Here is a 19462-nt window from a genome sequence, read left to right as displayed (position 1 = left end):
GAGCCTCACCGTACACCTGACACGCCCAGCAGGGCGGCGGCCAGCGGGGCGGCGAGGTCACCGGCGGCCGGCGGTGCCACCGCGTCCAGGCCCAGCCAGCCGGCCAGGCGGTACAGCTCGGCGGCCAGCGCCACGGCGGTCTCCCCCGGGTCGGCGCCCGGCTCGATCCAGGCGGCCGGCACCAGCAGCACGCCGGCCTTGCGGTCGGCCTTCAGGTCGACCCGGGCGGTGAAGCGTTCACCCTGCCGGAACGGCAGCACGTAGTAGCCGTGCACCCGCTTCGCCGCCGGCACGTAGATCTCGATGCGGTAGCTGAAGTCGAACAGCCGCTCGGCACGGGCACGTTCCCAGATCAGCGGGTCGAAGGGGCTGACCAGCGTGTTGCCGCGTACCCACCGAGGTAGCCGGGCGTCGGTGTGCAGCCAGGCCGGATGCCGCCAGCCCTGCACCGTGACCGGTCTCAGCTCCCCCGCCTCGACCAGCTCGGCGATGGCTTGCCGAGCCCCGGCCACCGGCAGCCGGAAGTAGTCGCGCAGCTCCGGCTCGGCGGCCACCCCGAGCGACCGGGCGGCGATGCCGACCAGGGTCCGGTACGCCTCGGCCACGGTCGGCGTCGGCGCGGCCAGCACCTCGGCGGGCAGCACCCGTTCGGGCAGGTCGTAGCGGCGGGCGAAGGACGTGGTGCGCGTGGCGGCGCAGACCTCACCGGCCCAGAAGAGGAACTCCAGGGCCTGCTTGACCGCCGACCAGTTCCACCCCCAGTTGCCTGTCGTCCGGGGCGCGTCGTGCTCGATCTCGGCGGCGGTCAGCGGCCCCCGGGCAGCCACCTCGTCGCGGACCCAGGCCACCAGCTGCGGCTGTTCCTGCGCGATGCCCCGCATGCCGCCCCAGGCGTCGTCGTGCGCCCGGGCCATCCGCCAGCGCAGCGTCGGATGCAGCCCGACGGGCACCAGCGACGCCTCGTGGCCCCAGTACTCGAACAGCTCACGAGGCGCCCGGTAGGCGGCCGAGTCGAGCAACGACGTCGGGTAGGGCCCGATCCGGCTGTAGAGCGGCAGGTAGTGCGCCCGTTGCAGCACGTTCACCGAATCCATCTGGATCAGGCCGACCCGGTCGAGCACCCGACGCAGGTGCCGGCGGGTCGGTGCCCCGGTGGGCAGGGGGTCAGCGAAGCCCTGGGCGGTCAGCGCGATGCGTCGGGCCTGGGCGAGCGAGAGCGATTCCGGTGCGGCCATCGCAGGCAGGCTACGTCAGCCGTACGACACTCGTGCGCCACGCTGGACCTGCCGTCGTCGGCCGCGTAGAACGGCAGTCATGCCGACCATCCGCCGCGAGCAGGCCACCGACGCCGAGGCGATCGCCCGGGTGCACATCAGCGGATGGCGGGCCGGGTACGCCGGGATCATGCCGGACGAGGTGCTGGCTCGACTCAACCCGGTGGCCTGGGCACAACGCCGCCGTGATCTCGGCACCGCCGAACCGGAGCACCCGTTCACCACCCTGCTCGCCGAGATCGACGGCGTGCTCGCCGGGTTCACCACCTTCGGGCCGTACCGCAACAACCAGGACCGGGGCGACCTCGACCCGGCGTACGGCGAGGTGGTGGCGATGTACGTGGCACCCCAGCACTGGGGTGACGGCACGGCGAAGGCGCTCTTCGCGGCGGCCCGGGCGGGCCTGCGTGATCGGGGCTGGACGCAGTACCGGGTCTGGGTGCTGGCGGACAACCATCGGGCCCGCCGCTTCTACGAGCGGGCCGGGCTGTCACCGGACGGTGAGCGGTCGACCTATCAGGTGCCACTGTCCGGCGGGCGTACGCCGCTCGGTCTGGTCGAGCTGCGCTACACCGGACGGCTCGACGACTGAGGCCGGTGGCCCGTCGGCCCGCACGGCTCGGCGTACCGGCAGGAAAGCCAGCAGCGCCAGGCTGATCCACACGTAGGTGTTGCTGAACACGAACCCGTCCAGCCCGGTGAAGTCCCTCTCCCACGCCCAGACGATCCGGCTGATCAGGAAGCCGTACCCGACGATCGCGCCGGCCAGCAGGAGGCGGCGTCGGCGGCTGCGCGACGGCGCGGCCACACCGCCCTCGACCAGCAGCAGCAGCGCCGGCAGCAGCCAGACCAGGTGGTGCACCCAGGTGACCGGGCTGACCAGGCACATCACCGCGCCGGTCAGGGCCAGGCCGGCGGTCTCGTTCCCGGCGGACACGGCGGCACGGGACCGCCACACCCACAGCGCCACCGTCGCCGCCACCAGCGCCAGCCAGGCCAGCGTGCTGGGGCTGGTCGGGTCGAGCCGGGCCACCACGCCACGCAGCGACTGGTTGGAGACGAACGCCAGCTCACCGACCCGGCCGGTGTTCCACAGCGCGGTGGTCCAGAACTCCCGGGAGGCGTCCGGGAACAGCGCCGCGGCGAGCACCGTCGCACCGGTCGCGGCGGCGACGGCGGTGACCGCGGCCCGGATGCGGCCGGTCACCAGCAGGTAGACGATGAAGATGCCCGGCGTGAGCTTGATCGCGGTGGCCAGGCCGATGCCGATGCCGGCCCACCGGCTGCCACCCGGCAGCAGCCGCAGCAGGTCCACCGCGACCAGGAACAACAGCAGCGTGTTGACCTGGCCGAAGTTGATTGTCTCGCGCATCGGCTCGAACGCGGCGGCGAGGCAGAGCGCCACCGCGAAGGCGAACCAGCGCGTCCAGCCGGCCCGGCGCGACACCGGGTCGAGCAGCCACCAGATCAACACCGCGCTGGTCGCCACGCCGGCGGCCACGCTCACCACGATCGCCGCATGCCAGGGCAGGTACGCCATCGGCAGCATCAGCAACGCGGCGAACGGCGGATAGGTGAAGCCGTACTGGGTGCCGGGGCGCAGGTAGTCGTAGAGTTCCCCGCCGTCGCGGGCCCACCAGACCAACGCCCCCCGGTAGACCTGAAGGTCGAAGAAGCCGTGTCGGGCCGCCGCCACGGACAGGAAGGCGGCCACCGCGACGGCGAGCACGACCACGACGACGATCTGTCCGACCGTCCGCCTGGCACCCTGCGCCACCGTCGCCTCCCTCACCCTGCGTAGGCTGTCGTCCCATGGCTCTCGGGTTTGTCCGCCCGGCGCGTCCCGAGGACGCCGGCGAGATCGCACGCATCCAGCTCGCCACGTGGCGGGTCGCCTACCGGCGACTGCTGCCCCGGCACGTGCTGGCCAACCTCGACGAGGCGATGCTCGCCCAACGCTGGGAGGCTGCGGTGCGCCAACCGCCCAGCGAGAACCATCGGGTACTGGTCGCCGTCGAGCAGGCCGAGCAATCGTATCTGGTGGGCTTCGCCGCCTCCGGTCCGGTCGACGCCGAGGCGCTGGCCCCGAACGAGCCGGCCGAGGCCCTCGGCCCGGACGTGGTCGCGGTGACCGACCTGCTGGTCGAGCCCCGGTGGGGCCGCCGTGGACACGGCAGCCGGCTGCTGGCCGCCAGCGTCGACCTGTGGCGCGAATCCGGCTTCAGCACGGCCCTGGCCTGGGTGTTCGAGGGCGACCAGGCGTCCCGCAAGTTCCTCACCGCCGCCGGCTGGGAACCCGACGGCGCGGGCCGCGCGCTGGACGTGGACGACATGCTTGTCCCCCAGCTCCGCCTGCACGTCGCCGTCCCGACCGAGCCGACCGAGGCCAGCTGACCGGCGCCCCACCGCCTCCGCAACAAGCGCACCGTCTATTCCTTGGTAGCACAACGATTGGCGGACCGCTGGCTCTTCGCCGCCTACCAGAACACTCCGTTGGGCGGTCACTGACGATCGTGCGGCTCAGTCGAGCAGCGGGTCCAGGCCGACGGTCAGGCCGGGGCGGTTGCCGACCGCGCGGACCGCGACCAGCACGCCGGGCATGAACGAGACCCGGTCGTACGAGTCGTGCCGGATGGTCAACGTCTCACCGGTGGTGCCGAAGAGCACCTCCTGGTGGGCGACCAGCCCGGTGGCACGAACGGCGTGCACGCGTACCCCGTCGATGTCGGCGCCCCGGGCACCGGCGACCTCGTCGGCGGTGGCGTCCGGCACCGGGCCCAGGCCGGCCTCGGCGCGGGCCGCGGCGATCAGGCGGGCGGTGTGGGTGGCGGTGCCGCTGGGCGCATCGAGCTTGCGCGGGTGATGCTGCTCGATGATCTCCACGGACTCGAAGTGCCGGGCGGCGCGGGCCGCGAACTGCATCATCAGTACGGCGCCGATGCCGAAGTTCGGGGCGATCACCACACCCACGCCCGGCTTGCCGGCCAACCAGTCGCGCACCTGGTCGAGACGCTGCTCGGTGAAGCCCGTGGTGCCGACCACCGCGTGGATGCCCTGCTCGATGCACCAGCGCAGGTTGTCCATGACCACCCCGGGGGTGGTGAAGTCGACCACCACCTGCGCACCGGCGTCCGCGACAGCAGCCAGCTCGTCGCCCTGGTCCACGGCCGCCACCAGCGTCGTGTCGGCAGCGGCGTCGACGGCCTTGCACACCTCGGCACCCATCCGGCCCCGCGCACCCAGCACGCCGACCCGGATCGGCCCACCCATTTCCCGCTCGTCAGTCACGCGGCACAACCTATCCCAAGCGGCTCCGCAGCCACCGCCAGAGGCAGGAGATCCGGCGTGATCGACTCCGTTACGGCGCAACGGCGGTATCCGGCCGACCGGGTTACCGCCATTACGCTGTCATGGAGTCGATCACCGCGCACGAAGCCGACAAGGGCGGTCGGGCGGTCAGAGGGTGCGGTTGGCGAAGGGGCCGACGACTGCCAGGGACATCGGTCGGGCGAGCAGGTCGGCAGCGAGGGTGTTGACGTCGTCCAGGGTGACCGAGTCGACCCGGTCGAGCAGTTCGTTGACCGGCATCAGGTTGCCGTAGAGCAGCTCACCCTTGGCCAGTCGGCTCATCCGCGAGCCGGTGTCCTCCAGGCCGAGCACGAACGACCCCTTGCTCATCCCCTTGCCCCGGGCCAGCTCGGCCTCGGTGATGCCCTGTTCGGCGGTACGCGCCAGTTCGGTCCGGGTCAGCTCCAGCACCTCGTCGACCCGGCCGGGCGCACACCCGGCGTAGACACCGAACAGTCCACTGTCGGCGTACTGGCTGGCGTAGGAGTAGACCGAGTAGGCCAACCCTCGCTGCTCCCGGATCTCCTGGAACAGCCGGCTGGACATGCCGCCGCCGAGCACGTTGTTCAGTACGCCGAGCGCGAAGCGCCGCTCGTCGAGCCGGTCGATGGCCGGGCAGCCGAGGACGACGTGCGCCTGCTCGGTCTCCTTCACCTGCACCACAGTGCTGGCGGCCCGGGTGCGTACCGCCGGGGCGGCCGGTCGGTGCGGCGCGGGCGACGCCGGTTCGGTGTCCAGCGGGGTGCCGCGCAGCGCCTGCCGGACCAGCCGGACCACGGCGGCGTGGTCGAGGTTGCCGGCGGCGGCGATGACGATCTGCGGCGCGACGTACCGACGCCGGTAGAAGGTCTGGATCTGGCGGCGGGTCATCGGAGTGACCGTGTCCGAGGTGCCGGAGATCAGCCGGCCCAGCGGATGGTCGCCGTAGACGGCCCGGGCGAACAGGTCGTGCACCTCGTCGCCCGGCTCGTCGTCGTGCATGGCGATCTCTTCGAGGATCACGCCCCGCTCGGTCTCCACGTCGGCCGGTTCCAGTACCGAGTCGGCGACCAGGTCACACATCACGTCGATGGCCAGCGGCAGGTCCTCGTCGAGCACCCGGGCGTAGTAGCAGGTGTACTCCTTCGTGGTGAAGGCGTTGGTCTCGCCGCCCACCGCCTCGATCGACGAGGAGATCTCCAGCGCGCCCCGCTTGTGGGTGCCCTTGAACAGCAGGTGTTCCAGGAAGTGCGCGGCTCCGGCCGTGGGCCCGGTCTCGTCCCGCGATCCGACCGCGACCCAGATGCCGAACGAGACGCTACGCATCGCCGGGATCGCCTCGGTCAGTACCCGCAGCCCGCTGGGCAGCACGGTGCGGCGCACCGTACCCCCCAGGGGGTCCTCGCTCAGCGTCCGGGTGACGGCCCGGGTCGAGCCGCCGGCCGACCGGATGGTGCCGACGGCGTGCCGGTCGGTGCCGGGTGGCGTCGCCCCCGGGCGCGCCACGGACGGGAACGAACGCCGGGTACGACTCACGGCAACCTGCTTCCAGTACGACGGGGGTGGACGGTGACGAACCGGCCGGGCGACTTCGTCGCCCGGCCGGTCAGCGGATCATTCAGTACGGGTGGGAGATCAGCTGTGCCGGGTGCGCCGGCGCGGCCGGGAATCGCCGCCACCTTCGCCGCCCTCGCCCCGCTCCGGGCCGCGGCCGCCACGGTCGCCGCCGCGCTCCCGGTCACCCCGGTCACGCGGACCACGGTCACCCCGGTCACCACGGCTGGCCGGCCGCTCACCCTCCGCCTCGGCGGGAGCCGGTGCCTCGGCGCCCTCGGGACGGACCTTGTCCAGGTAGATCTTGCCGCGCTGGTCGATGTCGGCGATCTCGACCTCGACCCGGTCGCCGACGTTGAGGAAGTCCTCGACCTTCTCGACCCGCTTGCCGTCGCCCACCTTGGAGATGTGCAGCAGGCCGTCACGACCCGGCAGCAGCGAGATGAACGCGCCGAACGGTGCGGTCTTGACCACCGTGCCGAGGAACCGGTCACCGGCCTTCGGCATGGTCGGGTTGGCGATCGCGTTGATCCGCTCGACCGCCGCCTGCGCCGACGGGCCGTTGGTGGCGCCGACGTAGATCGTGCCGTCGTCCTCGATGGAGATCTCGGCGCCGGTCTCGTCCTGGATGGCGTTGATGGTCTGACCCTTCGGGCCGATCACCATGCCGATCTTGTCGACCGGGATCTTCACCGTGGTGACCCGCGGCGCGTAGTCGGACATCTCGGCCGGAGCCTCGATGGCCCGCTGCATCACGTCGAGGATGGTCTGCCGGGCCTCGTGGGCCTGCTGGAGCGCGGCGGCCAGCACGTCGGACGGGATGCCGTCGAGCTTGGTGTCGAGCTGCAACGCGGTGACGAAGTCCCGGGTGCCGGCGACCTTGAAGTCCATGTCACCGAAGGCGTCCTCGGCACCGAGGATGTCGGTGAGCGTGACGTACTGGGTCTTGCCGTCGACCTCGTCGGAGATGAGGCCCATGGCGATGCCGGCCACCGGGGCCTTCAGCGGCACACCGGCGCTGAGCAGACCCAGCGTCGAGGCGCAGACCGAGCCCATCGAGGTGGAGCCGTTGGAGCCGAGCGCCTCGGAGACCTGGCGGATGGCGTACGGGAACTCCTCGCGCGAGGGCAGCACCGGGATCAGCGCCCGCTCCGCGAGCGCGCCGTGGCCGATCTCGCGACGCTTCGGCGAGCCGACCCGGCCGGTCTCACCGGTCGAGTACGGCGGGAAGTTGTAGTTGTGCATGTAGCGCTTGGACTTCTCCGGGGAGAGGGTGTCCAGCGCCTGCTCCATGCGCAGCATGTTGAGCGTGGTGACGCCGAGGATCTGCGTCTCGCCGCGCTCGAACAGCGCCGAGCCGTGCACCCGGGGCAGCACGCCGACCTCGGCGTTCAGCGGCCGGATGTCGCGCGGGCCACGCCCGTCGATGCGGACCTGCTCACGCAGTACCCGGTTGCGCACCTCGGACTTGGTCAGCGAGCGGAAGGCAGCCGACAGCTCCTTCTCCCGACCCTCGAAGCGCGGGCCGAGCTCCTCCACCAGGCGGGACTTGATCGCGTCCAGGGCTTCCTCGCGGTCCGCCTTGCCGGCGATCTGGAGGGCCTCGGCGACGTCGGCGCGAGCGAACTGGGCGACCGCGTCGTACGCGTCGTCGGAGTAGTCCAGGAACACCGGGAACTCGGCGACCGGCTTGGCGGCCACCTCGGCCAGCTCGCTCTGCGCCCGGCACAGCTCACGGATGGCCGGCTTGGCGGCCTCCAGTCCGCTGGCCACGACCTCCTCGGTGGGGGCCGGGGCACCGTCGGCGACCAGCTTGACGGTGTGCTCGGTGGCCTCGGCCTCGACCATCATGATCGCGACGTCGCCGTCGGCCAGGGCCCGACCGGCCACCACCATGTCGAAGGTGGCCCGGCTCAGCTCCTCGTGGGTCGGGAAGGCGACCCACTGGCCGTCGACGTGCGCCATCCGGGTCGCCCCGATCGGGCCGGAGAACGGCAGGCCGGACAGCTTGGTCGACATCGAGGCGGCGTTGATCGCCACCACGTCGTACGGGTGCTGCGGGTCGAGCGCGAGGATCGTCTCGACCACCTGGACCTCGTTGCGCAGGCCCTTGACGAACGACGGGCGCAGCGGCCGGTCGATCAGGCGGCAGGTGAGGATGGCGTCCTCGCTGGGACGACCCTCGCGACGGAAGAACGAGCCGGGGATGCGACCCGCGGCGTACATCCGCTCCTCGACGTCGACGGTCAGCGGGAAGAAGTCGAACTGCTCCTTCGGCTGCTTGCCGGCGGTGGTGGCGGAGAGGACGACCGTCTCGCCCAGCTGGGCGATGACGGAGCCGGCGGCCTGTCGGGCCAGCCGACCGGTGGAGAACGTGATCTCGCGGGTGCCGAAGGACCCGTTGTCGATCACGGCGGTGCGGGATTCGGTGCCGAGTTTGGTCTCGGTCATGGTGCGGCAATGCTCCTTCGCATCGGGGGGCCACGAGCGGGAGCTGTACCGACGGCCGGTCTTCGATCGAAGCGCCCGGGACCACCGACGAGATGCCGGAGGCCCGGAGGCCACTACCGGAGACCGGTACGCCGACGGCTCCCCTGTCTGGGTGCTCGCGGCCCGTGTCTCGAGTTGGGACGCCGACGGGGGAGCGGCCCGGTGGCCACTCCCCCGTCTCACGTCACCGGCGCAGGCCGAGCCGCTCGATGAGCGACCGGTAGCGGTTGATGTCCTTCTTCTGCACGTAGTTGAGCAGCCGACGGCGGCGGCCGACCAGCAGCAGCAGCCCACGGCGGCTGTGGTGGTCGTGCTTGTGCACCTTCAGGTGCTCGGTGAGATCGGCGATCCGCTTGGTGAGGACCGCGACCTGAACCTCCGGCGACCCGGTGTCACCCTCGGCGGTCGCGTACTCCTCGCGAATCTTGGCCTTTGCCTGCTGGTCGAGCGCCATGTTCTCCCTGTTTCAGTGGGTTGTCGATGCAGTCCGTGCGGGCCAGGCTGAATTGCTACAGGCTGGGCACCTTTTCCGGACCGTCCTCGCATCCGCGGCGTCGAGCAGACATGCGAGGACTCACGTCGGTCAGCCGACGTCTCCGCCAGCCTACCAGCACCTCGTCCCGATCGCCCGGATGAGGCCACTCAGTGCAGCGCCCGGCGGGTCAGTCCAGCGCTCGGCGGGTTCGCTCGACGTCCTGGGCGATCTGGGCCACCAGCGGTTCGATCCCGTCGAAGCGGATCTGCCCCCGCAGATGCGCCACGAAATCCAGGGCCAGCCGCTCGCCGTACAGGTCGCCGGTGAAGTCCAGCGCGTACGCCTCGACCCGACGTTCCCGCCCGGAGAAGGTCGGGTTGGTGCCGATCGAGACGGCCGCGCCCAGCGGCTCCCGTCGGCCGCGACGGATCAGCCGGGCGGCGTAGATGCCGTCGGCGGGAATCGCGGCGTACCGGTGGCAGAGCAGGTTCGCGGTCGGGAAGCCCAGCTCACGGCCGCGCTGGTCGCCCCGGACCACCACGCCCTCCAGCCGGTGCGGCCGGCCCAACGCGCTGGCCGCCGCCGTGACGTCGCCGGCATCCACGCAGGAGCGGATGTACGTCGAGGAGAAGACCGTGCCGGCCTCGGCCACCAGCGGGGCGCTCTCCACGGCGAAGCCGAAGGTACGACCGAGTTGCTCCAGCAGCGCCACGTCCCCGGCCGCCCGGTGCCCGAACCGGAAGTTGTCCCCCACCACCACCAGCGCGGCGTGCAGGTGTTCGACCAGCACGTCATGGACGAACGCCTCGGCCGGCAGCCGGGAGAACTCGGGCGTGAACGGCACCACACAGAGCACGTCGACGCCGAGGGCCTCGATCAACTCCGCCTTGCGGGCCGGCTCGGTGAGCACCGCCGGATGGGAGCCGGGCCGGACCACCTCCGCCGGGTGCGGGTCGAAGGTGACCACGACCGACTGCACGCCCAACTCCCGGGCGCGGGCCACGGCGTACCCGATGGTGGCCTGGTGGCCCTTGTGCACGCCGTCGAAGACGCCGATGGTGACGACCGCGCGTCCCCAGCCCCCCGGCGCCGCGTCGTACCCCCGCCACCGCTGCATGCTGATCCTTTCCTGTCGCCGGTATGCCGGTGTCCCACCCCGGGCACCGGCCGCTGTCACGCCGGGGCGAGCACGATCTCCGCGCGGGCCCGACCGGCCCGCTCGCTGACGATAGCGATCAACTGGCCGGCCGGATCGAAGACCGCGTACGGCCCGGCGTGGCCGACCGCGTCGAGTGGTCCGCCGTGGGAGAGCACCTTCGCCTCGTCCGGGCTGGCGTCCCGGCGGGTGAAGAACCGGGCGGCCGCCGCCGCCAGCGGCAGATCGACCACCTCGGGCGCCCGCTGCTCCAGCTCGTCGAGGGTGGCGGCCTCGGCCAGGGTGAAACCGCCCACAGCGGTACGCCGCAGGGCGGTGAGGTGCCCGCCGACCTGTAGCGCCAGGCCCGCGTCCCGGGCGATCGCCCGGATGTACGTGCCGGTCGAGCAGGCCACCTCGACGTCGACGTCCACCAGGTCGGGCTGATCGCGTCGGATCGCCAGGACGTCCAGCCGGGACACGGTGACCCGCCGGGCGGGCAGGTCGACGCTCTCGCCGTCCCGGACCCGCTTGTACGCCCGCTGCCCATTGATCTTGATGGCGCTGACCGCGCTCGGCACCTGGTCGATCTCGCCGGTCAGCGCGGCCAGGGCGGCGCGGATCGCCTCGTCGGTCACGCCACCGGCGGGTGCGGTGGAGATCACGTCGCCTTCCGCATCGTCGGTGACGGTGGACTGCCCCAACCGGATGGTGGCGGCGTACGTCTTGTCGGCACCGATCACGTACGTCAGCAGGCGGGTCGCCCGCCCCACCCCGATCACCAGCACGCCGGTGGCCATCGGATCGAGGGTGCCTCCGTGGCCCACCCGCCGGGTACGCGCGAGGCGGCGCAGCCGCGCCACCACATCGTGCGACGTCATGCCGCCCGGCTTGTCCACCACGATCAGACCGTCTGTGCTCACGACGTGCAAGCCTGCCAGATCGACCCGGCGCGCTCGGCAGCGGACGACCGGCCCTCCGAACCCGATTTACGGCATGGAACCCGACTGTAACGATGAGCTGACAGCGGCGTCGGCCGACCCGGTGCCGCCGACCACGGGGAGACCGAGATGACCAGGGACGGCACACCCACCGAGCAGCCCGCCACGGATGAGACGATCCGCCTGCGTACGCCTCGACAGGCGAGCACGCTGCCCGCCTGGATGCTCGATCCGCCGCCGCCGAGGCGCACCCTGGGCGTTCGGGTCGGCCAGGCGTTCGCCGCGCTGCCCGGCGCGGGCCGGCTGCGCCGCCGTTGGTGGGCCTGGCAGGACCGGGACCGCCTCTACCAGCGCTATCCCATAGCATTCAAGCTGGTCGCCATGGTCGTCTCCTGGGTCGTGGTGATGGCTCTGGTGCTGCTGGTCTACGCCCTCTACGGCCAGATCTGACCCCTGCGGGTGATCCGAGGCGGCCCGATCCGACCGACCCGGAAGGGGATCAGCTGGCGGTTCGTGCGCGACCTTCGGTGCGGACGGCCCCGGTGACCGCCCAGGCGCCACTGCGCAGGCGCAGCAGCAGGCCGATCAGCCGGATCACGACGAACAGCAACAGACCCGCCCAGATGCCGCCGAGGCCAAGCGCGAAGGCGTGGGAGAGCCAGATCGCGGGGAGAAATCCGCCGAGGGCGCCGACCACTGTCAGATTTCGCAGATAACGGATGTCACCGGCACCGATCAGGACACCGTCGAGGGCGAACACCACCCCGGCCAGCGGCAGCATGACGACGAACCAGGGCCAGGCCACCAACGCCTGCTCGTGCACCGCCGGGTCGGAGCTGAACCAGGTCGGCACCACGCCCGCACCGGCTGCCGCCAGCACGGCGAACGCCGCCCCGCAGACCGCACCGAACCGACCGATCCGCTTGGCCAGCATGCTCGCCGCCACCGCGTCGCCGGCCCCGAGCGCGGCACCGACCAGCGCCTGCGCGGCGATCGCCAGCGCGTCGAGCACCAGCGCCGCGAAGAACCAGAGTTGTACCGCGATCTGGTGGGCACCGACCGCGGCGGCGCCGAACCGGGCGGCGACCGCCGTCGCGGACAGGAAGCTGGCCTGGAAGGCCAGGCCCCGGATCAACAGGTCGCGGCTGAGTACGAGTTGCTGGCCGATGACCCGCGGACGGGGTCGCAGAGCCACCCGCTCGGACACCAGTGCCGCGGCGAAGAGCACGCCGGAGAGGGTCTGGGCGATCACGTTCGCCACGGCGGAACCGTTGAGGCCCATGCCCACGGGATAGACCAGCACCGGGCAGAGCACCGCGGAGAGCAGGTTGGGCCCGACCACGAACCAGAGCGGCCGGCGGGTGTCCTGCACGCCGCGCAGCCAGCCGTTGCCCGCCGCGGCGAGCAGCAGCCCGGGCGCGCCGAACGCGGCGATCCGCAGCCATTCGCCGGCGGCCCGGCCCACGTCACCACCGCCGGCCAGGGCGCCGGTCAGCGCCGGGCCACCCACCTGCATGCCGACGGCGACCAGCACACCCAGGGCCAGGGCCAGCCAGGACGCCTGGACACCCTCGGCCACCGCGGCGGCCCGGTCGCCGGCACCGAAGCGGCGAGCCGCCCGCCCGGTCGTGCCGTACGCGACGACGGTGCCCACCCAGGCGGTGAGGGTCATCACGGTGCCGCCGACGGCGACCGCCGCCAACGGGACCTGGCCGAGGTGTCCGACGACAGCGGTGTCCACCAGGACGTAGAGCGGCTCGGCGGCAAGGACCACAAGGGCCGGCAGGGCGAGCGCGGCGATCCGGCGCAGCGAGGCGACCTGGTCGACGGCGGGGGTGGAGTGGCTCATCGCCGCCGATACTGGCACGCGATGTGTAAGGAGACAAGACCGGGGCGCTGCTTACCTTCGGCGGGTCGCGTCACACCGTCGGGCGAGCAGCGGAGGATCGGACGGAGCAGAAGAACCGCCGGACGGTGACGCCGTACGCACGGAGGCGGCTCGGCGTCACCGCCGGTCGCGTACCGTCACTGACGGGTGTCCATGGAGGTCTGCAGGGCGCGACGGGCCTGCTCGCGGGCCTCGTCGGTGGTCTCGGGCTTGGGCTTGGCGGCCATGGTGGAACCCCTTCCAGGGCGCGCGTCGCCGAACACGGCGGCGCGTCACGGGCGGTGTCGCTGACGGCGCCCGGCCACGGACTCCGGGGTCGCCGGAGCGGTGGATGGACGACCTTACGGCCCGGGTCGGTCGACCCTGGAGGAAAGCGGCGCAGGGTATGGCTCCGCCATCCTGACCTGCGCCATAGTGGCGTCGGCCGATACCCAAGCTATCGTTCAGGTCCACATGTTGTCCGGTGTTCCCGACATCTGGACAGGTCCACCCCCGTCACCGAGCCAGGAAATGCCACCCCACCCACCACCAGAAACCGAACAGCCCGATCCGACCGACCGGGACCGGGCCCACCTCGTAGCGCATCACGTAGGCGCAGACCTCACCGAGGGTCGGAATCCGTGAACCCTCCCGGCGGGCCAGCCACTCCACCAGCCCGAACAGCGCCAACCCGAGCAGAAATCCACCGATCGCGACTGCCCGCATCATCGCCGCACCAGCCCCCAGAACGCCGACAGCCACACCAGCCAGCCGGCCGATCGCACCAGCCGGTCCTCCAACAACGGGTCCGCCAGCAACGAGAAGGTGGGGAAATCCTCGCCTGCGGCCGAGAAAAACGTCGCACCTTCGAAGACGCCGAACACCAGCACCGGCAGCGTCCACCAGACCGCACCCGAACTCAGCCGCTGCGGCGCCGGTCGGCGCGGCACCCGGTTCGACAGACCGAGCCAGATCAGCGCGCCGCCGGCACCGAAGACATAGAGGTTGGCCTCCGTCGAGAAGGACGGAAAACGACCGCCGACCAGGGAGAGAGCGACGAGCACCGGCACGCTGACGACCGGGCGTTCCCAGGTACGAGGGGCGTCGAGGGTGAGATCGTGGGGCTGCTCCATCATCCGATTCTCCCGATCCTGTCCAGGTACGGAAATGTCGACACCCCCGGAAGCGACCCTGATATCACCCCTGCTGGTCGACGCCTTCCCGCACCGCAGGCACGTCCAGTTCGGTCCGGATCCGCTCGATGACCTCGTCGACGGTCCCCCGGGCGGTGAAACCGGCGGCGAGGCGATGCCCCCCACCGCCCAGCGCGACAGCCACCCGACTGACGTCGACCGCGCCCTTGCTGCGCAGCGACACCGCCCACTCGGCCGGCCCGGTCTGCTTGACCACACAGCTCACGTCGGCCTCCGCGGTGCACCGCACCGGGTCGATGAGGGCCTCCAGCACGTACGGTCGCTGCTCGTACCGCGCCAGGTCGTCAAGCGTCGCGTAGGTCCACACCAGGCCGGTCCCACCGGCGGCGGCGGGTTCCAGCCGGGCCCGACCGAGCACCTCTCCGAAGAGTCGCACCGCACCGAACGGACGGTTGTCGAAGATCCGCCGGGAGATCTCGCCGGGCCGGATGCCGGTGGCCAACAGCCGGGCCGCCATCTCGTGCACCGACGCGGTGGTCGCGTCGAACCGGAACGAGCCGGTGTCCGTGCTCAGCGCGACGTACAGGCACTCGGCGATGCCCGCATCGAGCGGTACGCCGAGCCGAGCCAGCAACTCCTCCGCGACCACCGACGTCGCCGCAGCACCCGGGTCGACCAGGTTGACGTCACCGAAGCCGGGGTTCGACGCGTGGTGGTCGAGCACCAGGGCGGTGCCGGTCCCGGTCAACCGGCCGGCCAGGTCGCCGAGGCGCGACGTGCTCGCCGCGTCGAAGCAGATGACCAGATCGGGCTCCGGCTCCGCCTCCGTCGCCGGCACCAGCAACTCCATGCCGGGCAGCCCGCGCAGCGGCTCGGGAACCTCCGGCGGGCCGGGAAAGGTCGCCTGCAGCCGCCCCACGCCGAGCCGGCGCAGGCCGAGCCCGAAGCCCAGCATGCTGCCCAGCGCGTCACCGTCCGGGTTGACGTGGCAGATCAGCAGCACCCGGGCGTCCGGTGGCAACCGACGCACCGCCGCCACTGCCGCCGCCCAGTCGGCCTCCGTGGGACCCGCCGATCCGGCAGGCGTGCCCGCCGACCGGTCCGGGACCGAACCGGAGGAACCCGGCTGCTCCGGAACCGCACCGCCGATGCCGACCCGCGCCGCTCCCGGCGGCGTGTCGGCCGGCCCCACCTCAGTCGTGGCACCGCCGGAGGGGGCGGTCACCGCCGGTCCCCGCCCCGGGCCCCGTCGGAGTCGGCACCCTCGGCCTCGTCGCCGTCCTCGGCCTCGTCGACGTCCTCGTCGTCGGCCTCCAGGCGGTACGGCTGGGCGTCACCGGCGTACGCGGCCCGGGCCGCGAGGCGCTGCACCTCGGCGTCGGCGTTACGGGCCGCCGCGAGCAGATCGTCGATGTGCTTGACCTGATCCTGCACGTCGTCGAGAACGAAGGTCAGGGTCGGCGAGTGCCGCAGGCCCAGCGCCTTGCCGACCGTGCTGCGCAGCATGCCCTTGGCGCTGTCCAGCGCGGCGGCGGTGCCCGCCTGGGCCGCCGCGTCACCGAGCACGGTGTAGAAGACCGTGGCGTCGCGAAGGTCGGCGGTGATCCGGGCGTCGGTGATCGTGATCATGCCCAGCCGCGGGTCCTTGATCTGGCTCCGCACCACCGACGCGACCAGTTCACGCACCCGTTCCGCGTGCCGGCGTACCTTGGCCGGATCCGTCATCTCGCCACCTCCACGGCGTGCCGCTACCGACCGGACCGGATGGCGCCGTACGCCACCGGGCCCGGACCGGCCCTGACAACTCGAACCCTACCTGCGCCGCACCCGCCCCCGCGCGGGGCGGCCGATGCCCCGGTCAGTCCTCCTCGCCGTGCAGCCGGCGGCGTACCGACAGCAGTTCGATCTCCGGCCGACCGGCCACCATTCGCTCACAGGAGTCGAGCACCTCGCGGGCGTGCGCCGCCTCGGCAGCCACGACCGCCACACCTATCTCCGCTCGCCCGTGCAGGTCGAGCGCGCCCACCTCAGCGGCCGAGACCTCGAAACGGCGCAACGCCGCCACGATCGGCCGTACGTACGATCTCTTGGCCTTCAGCGACCGGGAGTCGCCCGGCAGCAGCAGGTCGAATACTGCGGTTGCGGTGTACATCGTCTGCGGACACTACCCGCACCCCACCCCACATGATCAAGGGGTTTACGCCTTTCGGCGTAAACCCCTTGATCAGTGCGTCACCGCAGGATCAGGCGCGAACCTTCTCCCGCATCTCGAAGGTCTCGATCACGTCGCCGACCTGGACGTTGTTGTAACCACCCAGGGTCAGACCACACTCGAAGCCCTCGCGGACCTCCGTCGCGTCGTCCTTGAAGCGCTTGAGCGAGCTGATCGTGAGGTTGTCCGCCACGACCGTGCCGTCGCGCAGCAGGCGCGCCTTCGCGTTGCGCCGGATGACACCCGACCGGACGATGCAACCGGAGATGTTGCCGATCTTGGACGAGCGGAACACGTCGCGGATCTCCGCGGTGCCGAGCTCGACCTCCTCGTACTCCGGCTTGAGCAGGCCCTTGAGCGCCGCCTCGATCTCCTCGATGGCCTGGTAGATGACGGTGTAGTACCGGATCTCCACGCCTTCGCGGTCGGCCATCTCGCGGACCTTGTTCGAGGCCCGCACGTTGAAGCCGATGATCGTGACCGGCTCGGACGAGGCGCTGGCGAGCATGACGTTGCTCTCCGTGATCGCGCCGACGCCCCGGTCGAGGACCTTGAGCTGGACCTCCTCGGGAATGTCGAGGTTGAACAGCGCGTCCTCCAGGGCCTCCACCGAACCGGAGACGTCACCCTTGAGGATGAGGTTGAGCGACGTCTTCTCGCCCTCCTTGAGCTGCTCCATGAGCGTCTCAAGGGTGGCCCGGCCACGGGAGTTGGCGAAGGCCGCCGCCCGCCGCCGTGCCTGGCGCTGCTCGGCGATCTGCCGCACCGTACGGTCGTCCGCCGCGGCCAGGAAGGTGTCGCCCGCGCCCGGCACCGCGGTCAGACCGAGAACCATGACCGGACGCGCCGGACCAGCCTCGGTGACCTGGTTGCCGTTCTCGTCGAGCATCGCCCGGACCCGGCCGTGCGCCCCACCGGCGACGATCGAGTCGCCCGCCCGCAGGGTGCCCTTCTGCACCAGCACCGTCGCCACCGCACCGCGGCCCTTGTCCAGGTGCGCCTCGATGGCCACACCCTGCGCCGGCCCGTCGATCGGAGCGGTCAGCTCCAGCGACGCGTCGGCGGTCAGCAGCACCGCTTCGAGGAGGTCCTCGATGCCGATGCCGGGCTTCGCGGCCACGTTGACGAACATGGTGTCGCCGCCGTACTCCTCGGCGACCAGGCCGTACTCGGTCAGCTGCTGGCGGACCTTGTCCGGGTTGGCCTCCGGCTTGTCGACCTTGTTGACCGCGACCACGATCGGCACGTCCGCCGCCTTGGCGTGGTTGAGCGCCTCGATGGTCTGCGGCATCACGCCGTCGTCGGCCGCCACCACCAGGATCACGATGTCGGTGACCTGGGCACCACGGGCACGCATGGCGGTGAACGCCTCGTGACCCGGGGTGTCGATGAAGGTGACCGCCCGGTCCTCGCCCTCGTGCGGGACGTGGACCTGGTAGGCGCCGATGTGCTGGGTGATGCCACCGGCCTCGCCGGCCACCACGTTCGCCTTACGGATCGCGTCGAGCAGCTTGGTCTTACCGTGGTCGACGTGACCCATGACGGTCACCACCGGCGCACGGCTGACCAGGCGGTCCTCCGCGACCTCGGCGTCGAGGTCGATGTTGAACTGCGCGAGCAGCTCGCGGTCCTCGTCCTCCGGGCTGACGATCTGCACGTTGAAGCCAAGGTGCTCACCCAGCAGCAGCAGGGTGTCGTCGGAGCACGACTGGGTCGCGGTGACCATCTCGCCCAGGTTGAACATCTCCTGGACCAGCGAACCCGGGTTGGCGTTGATCTTGTCGGCGAAGTCCGACAGCGAGGCGCCCCGGGAGAGCCGGACCGTCTGCCCCTGACCCCGGGGAGCACCCGAGCTCATGGTCGGAGCCGACAGGTTGTCGAACTCCTGTCTGCGCTGCTTCTTGGACTTGCGACCACGGGTCGGCTTGCCACCCGGACGCCCGAAGGCACCGGCGGCACCGCCGCCACGGCCACGACCGCCACCACCCGGACGGCCACCGCCGCCGGCCGGCGCACCTGGCCGGAAACCGCCGCCGGCACCGGCGCCACCGCCGGGGCCGCCACGGTAGCCACCGCCACCGGCACCACCACCGGGGCCGCCACGGTAGCCACCGCCACCGCCGCCACCACCGGGGCCGCCACGGTAGCCACCGCCACCGCCGCCACCACCGGGACGACCGGCACCGCCGCCGCCACCGGGACGACCGGCGCCAGGACCACCCGGACGACCGGGACGCTGGCTCGGCATCGACGCCGGGCTGGGCCGCGGCGGCATGGACGCCGGGCTCGGACGGGGCGGCATGGACGCCGGGCTCGGACGGGGCCCACCGGCACCGGCGGCCGGCGGACGCTGCTGCTGGCTGCCCTGGATGCCGAACGGGTTGTTACCGGCACCCCGCGCCGGCGGACGGCCCTGCCGGCCACCAGGGCCGGGGGTCGGACCACCAGGGCGGCCCGCGGCCGGGGAACCCGGACGGGGCGGCATGTTGCCGGGGCCGGGACGGGGACCCGGACGGGCGGTCCCTTCCGCCGGGGCCTCCCGGCGGACGTTGTCACGCTGCTGCTGGCGGGCGGCCTGCGCGGCCTTGACCGCAGCCTCCTGCTCAGCCTTCAGCGCAGCCGCACGCGCCTCGGCGGCGGCCACCTCGATGTCGTGAGCGCTCGCCGGCTTGGCGACCGGGGCCGCCGGCGGCGGCGGACCGGGCACCGGGGCCTTCGGCTTGGGCCCGGGAGCCGCCGGACGCCGAGGCGGCGTCGGCTTGGCGGTGATCCGGGGCTCGCCGGGGGTCGGCGACGGGGTCGGTGCCGCCGGAGCCGGCGCGGCCGACGGCGCAGCCGCCGGAGCACCAGCTCCACCGGAGGCGACGAAGGCGCTACGCAGCCGCCGGGCGACCGGCGCCTCGACGGTGCTCGATGCGGACTTCACGAACTCGCCCATTTCCTTCAACTTGGCGAGAACGGTCTTGCTTTCGACCCCGAGCTCCTTTGCAAGCTCGTGTACGCGGGCCTTACCTGCCACTGCACTCCTCACTC

At 71.9% G+C, this 19462-nt stretch carries 18 protein-coding genes; 3 read left to right on the top strand and 15 right to left on the bottom strand.

From position 1 onward, the window contains the following. Nucleotides 1-5: 5 nt before the first annotated feature. Complete coding sequence (locus VAB18032_RS07500; RefSeq protein ID WP_013732191.1) at nucleotides 6-1235, bottom strand: winged helix-turn-helix domain-containing protein; 1230 nt, start codon at nucleotides 1233-1235, stop codon at nucleotides 6-8. A gap of 79 nt (nucleotides 1236-1314) precedes the next feature. Here VAB18032_RS07500 and VAB18032_RS07495 point away from each other — a divergent pair, with 79 nt between their 5' ends. Continuing rightward, nucleotides 1315-1866 carry a GNAT family N-acetyltransferase gene (locus VAB18032_RS07495; protein ID WP_013732190.1) on the top strand — a complete coding sequence of 184 codons (552 nt, stop codon included), beginning with the start codon at nucleotides 1315-1317 and terminating at the stop codon, nucleotides 1864-1866. Here VAB18032_RS07495 and VAB18032_RS07490 read toward each other — a convergent pair. Further along, the gene (locus VAB18032_RS07490; RefSeq protein ID WP_013732189.1) at nucleotides 1765-3051 is read right to left on the bottom strand and encodes a glycosyltransferase family 87 protein; all 1287 of its coding nucleotides are present in this window, start codon (nucleotides 3049-3051) and stop codon (nucleotides 1765-1767) included. The two genes, VAB18032_RS07495 and VAB18032_RS07490, sit on opposite strands and share 102 nt — an antisense overlap. 35 nt (nucleotides 3052-3086) lie before the next feature. Between VAB18032_RS07490 and VAB18032_RS07485 the strand changes: the two genes are divergently transcribed. Further along, nucleotides 3087-3668, top strand: coding sequence for a GNAT family N-acetyltransferase (locus VAB18032_RS07485; protein WP_013732188.1), 582 nt, complete (start codon nucleotides 3087-3089; stop codon nucleotides 3666-3668). Between the two features lie 126 nt (nucleotides 3669-3794). Here the strand turns inward: VAB18032_RS07485 and dapB are convergent, their stop codons facing one another. The 6 genes from dapB to truB form a co-directional block, all read right to left on the bottom strand. Next, nucleotides 3795-4544 (bottom strand): 4-hydroxy-tetrahydrodipicolinate reductase, encoded by a 750-nt coding sequence (gene dapB / locus VAB18032_RS07480; RefSeq protein ID WP_013732187.1) that lies wholly within the window; start codon nucleotides 4542-4544, stop codon nucleotides 3795-3797. Between the two features lie 186 nt (nucleotides 4545-4730). Continuing rightward, a complete protein-coding gene (locus VAB18032_RS07475; protein WP_086011318.1) occupies nucleotides 4731-6053 on the bottom strand; it encodes a M16 family metallopeptidase in 1323 nt (440 codons plus the stop codon). A 183-nt stretch (nucleotides 6054-6236) separates the two neighbouring features. After that, entirely contained in the window at nucleotides 6237-8606 is a 2370-nt protein-coding gene (locus tag VAB18032_RS07470) for a polyribonucleotide nucleotidyltransferase (protein WP_013732185.1), read from the bottom strand. 223 nt (nucleotides 8607-8829) lie between these two features. Then, nucleotides 8830-9099, bottom strand: coding sequence for a 30S ribosomal protein S15 (gene rpsO, locus VAB18032_RS07465; RefSeq protein WP_013732184.1), 270 nt, complete (start codon nucleotides 9097-9099; stop codon nucleotides 8830-8832). A 208-nt stretch (nucleotides 9100-9307) separates the two neighbouring features. Beyond that, entirely contained in the window at nucleotides 9308-10237 is a 930-nt protein-coding gene (locus VAB18032_RS07460; protein WP_013732183.1) for a bifunctional riboflavin kinase/FAD synthetase, read from the bottom strand. Between the two features lie 56 nt (nucleotides 10238-10293). Beyond that, nucleotides 10294-11178: a tRNA pseudouridine(55) synthase TruB gene (truB, locus tag VAB18032_RS07455; RefSeq protein WP_013732182.1), complete on the bottom strand. Its 885-nt coding sequence runs from the start codon at nucleotides 11176-11178 to the stop codon at nucleotides 10294-10296. 147 nt (nucleotides 11179-11325) lie between these two features. Between truB and VAB18032_RS07450 the strand changes: the two genes are divergently transcribed. Further along, the gene (locus tag VAB18032_RS07450; RefSeq protein WP_013732181.1) at nucleotides 11326-11646 is read left to right on the top strand and encodes a hypothetical protein; all 321 of its coding nucleotides are present in this window, start codon (nucleotides 11326-11328) and stop codon (nucleotides 11644-11646) included. Between the two features lie 49 nt (nucleotides 11647-11695). On the opposite strand, the gene VAB18032_RS07445 is transcribed toward VAB18032_RS07450, so the two are convergent. From VAB18032_RS07445 to infB, 7 genes are all read right to left on the bottom strand, one after another. Beyond that, nucleotides 11696-13045: an MATE family efflux transporter gene (locus tag VAB18032_RS07445; protein WP_013732180.1), complete on the bottom strand. Its 1350-nt coding sequence runs from the start codon at nucleotides 13043-13045 to the stop codon at nucleotides 11696-11698. Nucleotides 13046-13579: 534 nt separating this feature from the next. Next, a complete protein-coding gene (locus tag VAB18032_RS07440; RefSeq protein WP_013732179.1) occupies nucleotides 13580-13789 on the bottom strand; it encodes a DUF6186 family protein in 210 nt (69 codons plus the stop codon). Beyond that, nucleotides 13789-14196: a hypothetical protein gene (locus VAB18032_RS07435; RefSeq protein ID WP_043723360.1), complete on the bottom strand. Its 408-nt coding sequence runs from the start codon at nucleotides 14194-14196 to the stop codon at nucleotides 13789-13791. Before VAB18032_RS07435 ends, VAB18032_RS07440 begins: the two co-directional genes overlap by 1 nt. Before the next feature lie 64 nt (nucleotides 14197-14260). Continuing rightward, the gene (locus VAB18032_RS07430) at nucleotides 14261-15256 is read right to left on the bottom strand and encodes a DHH family phosphoesterase (protein ID WP_126711700.1); all 996 of its coding nucleotides are present in this window, start codon (nucleotides 15254-15256) and stop codon (nucleotides 14261-14263) included. 182 nt (nucleotides 15257-15438) lie between these two features. Further along, nucleotides 15439-15942 carry a 30S ribosome-binding factor RbfA gene (rbfA, locus tag VAB18032_RS07425; RefSeq protein ID WP_013732176.1) on the bottom strand — a complete coding sequence of 168 codons (504 nt, stop codon included), beginning with the start codon at nucleotides 15940-15942 and terminating at the stop codon, nucleotides 15439-15441. Between the two features lie 133 nt (nucleotides 15943-16075). Next, a complete protein-coding gene (locus VAB18032_RS07420; RefSeq protein ID WP_013732175.1) occupies nucleotides 16076-16369 on the bottom strand; it encodes a DUF503 domain-containing protein in 294 nt (97 codons plus the stop codon). Nucleotides 16370-16460: 91 nt separating this feature from the next. Beyond that, nucleotides 16461-19448, bottom strand: a complete 2988-nt coding sequence (gene infB / locus VAB18032_RS07415; RefSeq protein WP_013732174.1) for a translation initiation factor IF-2 — start codon at nucleotides 19446-19448, stop codon at nucleotides 16461-16463. Nucleotides 19449-19462: the final 14 nt, after the last annotated feature.

This window comes from Micromonospora maris AB-18-032 (genome assembly GCF_000204155.1).
GTDB classification, from domain to species: domain Bacteria; phylum Actinomycetota; class Actinomycetes; order Mycobacteriales; family Micromonosporaceae; genus Micromonospora; species Micromonospora gifhornensis.
Note: the sequence above shows the minus strand (reverse complement) of the source record. Positions and strands in the feature narration are given on the sequence as shown.